Below are 4,783 nucleotides of genomic sequence, written 5' to 3'. Positions count from 1 at the left end.
TCACTGAGATGTCGGACGATCTCCTTGCGACGATCTCCGCTCATGAGATCGCTATCTCACGCGATCTTCATAACTTTCGCTAGGGACTATTGACGGCGAGATTGGTCAGGAACGTCTGGATCCTGTCGCGATCTTCGTCGGGAGGAAGCCCAACCAACGTCGTCTCAACCCTGGTCAATCCTGGATTGCCTTTTACCGGACCGTACATCGGATACGTGTCTTTGACCGTGACTTGATCGTCCATACGTGCGATGAACCGCTTCACGCGGTCATCGCGCTTAGCCGGGATCACGTAGAACAGATCACGCTGTTCGAGTACGTCAATCACGTCTGCAGCATGGAACTCTCTGTCAGCGTAGACTCGGCGGACACTCAGCCTGATACGCTCCTCGACGGTTTCCACGAGCCGGCGGACCACGCCGCCGGCTCGATAGGATTTGTCCTCACCGGAGTACTCGTCCGGATCGTGGTCATCGGCGTCACCGATCGGGAGCATTGCTGCGGTGAACTGGATGTTATCACCGACAACGCTCGCGGTTGCGAACTTGTAGCACCAGTCGTAGGATTTGTCGTCGGGAGCTCCCTGAACGCGAACTACCTCGTCACGTTCACCGTAGTAAGCGATGTAGGTCATGTCGATTGCGATCATGACCGGCCGCTCGAACTCCACATGAGGCTTGGCCCGCGTCAAGACGCGGGCCGCGCCACGATTGATCATTTCCGTGATTTCGTCGGGTTCGAGCTCTTTGATCGCCGTTAACAGTGTTTCTCCGGACGGACCGTCCTCGTAGAACGGATCATCGAGATCCGGCTCAGGGTTGACGTAATCGCCGTAGGTCTCGGCACCGCCGTTGGCGGCGGTGCCTGTGACCCCAAGCAACGTCTCCAGCAGCAGTAGCTCCTCATCGTCGTAGATCGCTCCATCAGGCCGGTCAAAATCGACTGCTGGAAATACGACAGAGGTGAGTTCGTCGACCATTTCGCGGGTTTTCCCGCGAATGAGTCGATTGACGGTGCGCTTCGAGGAGCCTGTCGGCTCCTCTGAAGCGCTGTCTGTGTAGGGTGTCCCGATTGGACTTCCACGTCTGGCGGCAAGCAGCCGAATCTGCCGTCCGCTTTCCTCGATTCTCGTCTGAAACGCTTCGAACCGGTTGCGACGCGCACGCGAGAGTGTACTCTGATTCGGAACGTCATCGGGATCGAATCCAAGGTCGGCAGCCACGTCGGGTTCCTCATCAAGCGTCCGATGCAGGGCGGCATCGGACGCGCCGTCGAGTTCGGCCAATAGAAGCGCCCGAAACATCGGCTTGAACGGCTTCGAGTCATGCCAGTCCGGGAATGGATCGTCGTGAGCATACGAGGCGAGGTCGAGGTGGCTGACCACCTCGACCGCATCAGTCGTGCCATCAAGGACTTCTTCGGCCTGTTTCGTCAACAGCAACCGTCCGCCAGAAAGAGAATCAGTGTTTTTCGGTTGATCGTCAGGTCGTGGGTCGTGGCTGCGTTCCGCAGCCCCGACCCGTTTTGCATCGTTTGTGACCACTTGAGACTGTGCTCATCCCCGACCGGTTAGCCGCCCGACTCATCTTCATCCTGATTCTCGTGCATAGATTCTGTCGTTCGTGACAGCAGCGTCGGCTCGCCGACATTCTGTTCCGGGGGTGGTGACGGACTGGATGGCCGGTCTGGTTGTGAGCATACACTTCGATAGTGGGGGATCGTCTCTCACGCGAGTTCGGCGGTTTCGAACTCTGAAACGATAGTGGAGGGACTGGGTTTGTTCAGGTACGGCTCCAGCGCTGCGTAATCCTCCCATCCGCCGATCTCCATGACGACGCGGGGATTCATCCGCTTCTCGACCAAGCAGGTGTGCGCGAAGTACCGCCGGAGGTCGTGTGACGAGACTTTCCGAAAGTCGCTGTCGCCCGTGCGGTCAGCCGTCCGCTCGGCTATGTTCTTCACGATCCGCTGGACGTGGCGCGGACTCACATCGATAAATGGGTTGTCTTGGGCTATCTCCTCGGCACGCTGGTAGCGGTGGAGATCGCGCTCGACGCTGCGCGGGAGGTAGGCATCGCGAGGTTTTCCCCCGTTGCCGGTGGTGTCTTTGCCTTCGGGCACGCGCAGAAAGTGGTAGCTGTCGTCCTCGATGACCTCGCGGCGGGGGTGTTCGGGCGTGATCTGTGGGACCTCGAACGACCGCAGGCCGACCTCGCCGCCGAGCCGTACAACAAGCTCGTCGCGGTAGGAGTCGGTTGTCCGGCGCAGCTGTTCGTACTCGTCGGTTGTGAGCCAGCACTTGTGGAACTGAGGGTGATCGGTACGTTCGACGCGCATGGCGTGTCGCCTTTGTCTAGACAACCCCGACATTTAGAGGTGGGGATACCGAGTGCGGACATGAGAGAATCGGCGCGAGAGGGGCTGTACGTCGATCGGGGTGTGCGTGGATGTCGGGGTTATCCTACAACCCCGACATCGCCGAGATCGAGACAGCAGTCTTAGACGTATCCCAACCGACCTGTGGCGGCCCTCCAGTCATCCGAAGCCAATCACGGTCGCAGCAGGAGTGATTTTCTCACGGGGGATCGTGGCGCTAGTTATTGTACCGTCGTAGTGTTTTCCGGAGTAGGCGCGTAGGCAACTCCCGATCCGCCACCACCCTGCTTACTGCTGAATACGTTCCCGCTCCAGTTGCCATCGTTCAAAAATGTGACTCGATACTCTGAGGTGTTCCAGATCTGAACAACTGCATGGTATTGGATGCGACCTGTGCAGGTCTTTGTGTCGGAGTCAGTGACGTGGGTTGTGACATTGAGCGTCCAATTCGCCGCGCTCGATTCATTCTGTGAGAGTGAGGCATTCAAAGCAACATCTGGACTATTCGTTTCGCTCTTGTATAGACTGGCGGAATAGTGTGCTATCATTAGACAATCGGTGGCTGGAGACAGCCGCTACGCCGTGATTACAAACCGTTCAGAAGATGAATCACCCTATTGTCTCGCAGTTCCACTCTACTACAGAAGAGCGATTCGTTTTGATCGTCCGATTGATGGAGAGCCGTTCTCCGTTATCGGCAGAGAACGTGGTACTGTTCGCTCCCATTCCAGTATCGTCAATACATTCACTGTCGAGACGTTCAAAACTGAGTAGTTTGGCACGGGGTTGGGTACCTTCATCCGCTGATCCACCGCTGGTTTCAGGGACGGTCCCGATACATCCACTGAGGACGATAGCAGCTATAAGCAGGATCGAAATGATAAGTCGGTAGGGGTGGGATTTTGGAGTCATGCTCTAGTGACCGTGTATACGGGAGCGCTATTTATTTAACGCAAAAACCCCCCGATAACGGGAGGTGATCGACACGGACCACACCTGATTTCGAGTGAAATCTGTCGTCAGTGAGAACACTCCGGAAGCGTCCCTTTTGGCTGTACCCAACACACCACCGTTTCCGGTGTTTCCACTGGGCGGATAGAGCCCCTTCTCACCACCCCTCATCCTGAGTTAAAACGACTCACCTTCTGACCAGTCTGGCGAGAAACTATTGTTTCATTTCCAACAGGTCATCGGCATGTAGTGGAAATAACGAACTTGATCGCGTATTTCCCACACGGAATGAATCACTTCGCGTGATAATATCCGCCACTTTTAATACAGATTACACCTGTTCTGAATTCAGTGTACGACATTTTCACGGATTTGGAGGAAATTGATGACGTAGAAGCATGGTTGTCTTTCGAGTCGGTTGATCCTGAACCCATTCAGGGAGACTGGGTGCACGTTCATCAATTAGGACGGTCTTCGATTTCACTTTCCCCCGAACAGTGGGATCGGGTTGAATCGGATATCTCAGAAGAGAACGGTAGAATTGGAACAGATACACTAACTCTCACACAGTCATTCAATATTCAGCCGTGCTTGGTTCCACTTGATGCTCTTGAGGTGGTGCTAAATGCAGACCCGACGACAGCACTTGATGACATCGACTTCAGTCCGATGGAATATGGACGACGACGCCCAGGTATGGGTGAGGAGATGGAATCCTATTGGGAGGAGGACCTTTCGACGACTGTTGATGGTGTTGAGGTGGCGCGGTTCGTAACGAACTTCCAATACGAAGCTCCCCTCATTGACACCGGGTTCATCGAATACCACGACCTAATCGAACATGAGAAGCGCCGCTTCGAGACTATCGATTCTGATGAGGTGGTAGCGACTTATGATACCAACCGCTGGGAAACTACTGTCGGTCTCAGTGGTGATGAGTCGGGCCACACAATTCGATGTCTTCGAGTACAGGCACCATTCTTGAAAGAATACCTCGAAGAACGTCAGTGCGCGTTGGTCTTAGGATACATCCAGCGCCGCTCAGTCAATCCTGGCGGAATCGGCACACTCCCCGACGACGAGAGGGAGTTTTCGGTTGATCGTGGTACAGCCACGCTCCAGTTGCTTCCAGCGAATATGCCAATGGCAGGCGATTCAACACGTCTCTATTGGACTTGTCCAATTCGGCCTGACGACATTCCCGAGAGTCGAACCGACCGACTAGCGAGTAATCGCAATCTCACATTCCGCACTCGTGATGGTGTGACTGTCACGAAAGAGGGACTTGACGGGGGCGAAGCGGCAGCCGAATTAGGACTTGATCGGCCCGCAACCGGACCTGATGACTACGACTATCTCCACTTTGAACGGCCGTGTTTAATCGCATGACGGAAGTGGAATTTCCTGTTTTGCGGCCTCCTTAATGTTGTACACCGCACACATCAACGCGATCTCA

At 55.2% G+C, this 4,783-nt stretch carries 3 protein-coding genes; 1 reads left to right on the top strand and 2 read right to left on the bottom strand.

Annotated elements, in window-relative coordinates; translation table 11 throughout:
* Positions 1 to 79 precede the first annotated feature (79 nt).
* Both C448_RS00155 and C448_RS00150 read right to left on the bottom strand, forming a co-directional pair.
* On the bottom strand, positions 80 to 1,435 hold the full coding sequence (locus C448_RS00155; RefSeq protein ID WP_239640495.1) for a transposase: 1,356 nt from the start codon (positions 1,433 to 1,435) through the stop codon (positions 80 to 82).
* 290 nt (positions 1,436 to 1,725) lie between these two features.
* Positions 1,726 to 2,337, bottom strand: a complete 612-nt coding sequence (locus C448_RS00150) for a site-specific integrase (RefSeq protein WP_004050968.1) — start codon at positions 2,335 to 2,337, stop codon at positions 1,726 to 1,728.
* Between the two features lie 1,341 nt (positions 2,338 to 3,678).
* Here C448_RS00150 and C448_RS00145 point away from each other — a divergent pair.
* Positions 3,679 to 4,716 (top strand): hypothetical protein, encoded by a 1,038-nt coding sequence (locus C448_RS00145; protein ID WP_152415484.1) that lies wholly within the window; start codon positions 3,679 to 3,681, stop codon positions 4,714 to 4,716.
* Positions 4,717 to 4,783 lie beyond the last annotated feature (67 nt).

The organism is Halococcus morrhuae DSM 1307, assembly GCF_000336695.1.
Lineage (GTDB): Archaea > Halobacteriota > Halobacteria > Halobacteriales > Halococcaceae > Halococcus > Halococcus morrhuae.
Note: the sequence above shows the minus strand (reverse complement) of the source record. Positions and strands in the feature narration are given on the sequence as shown.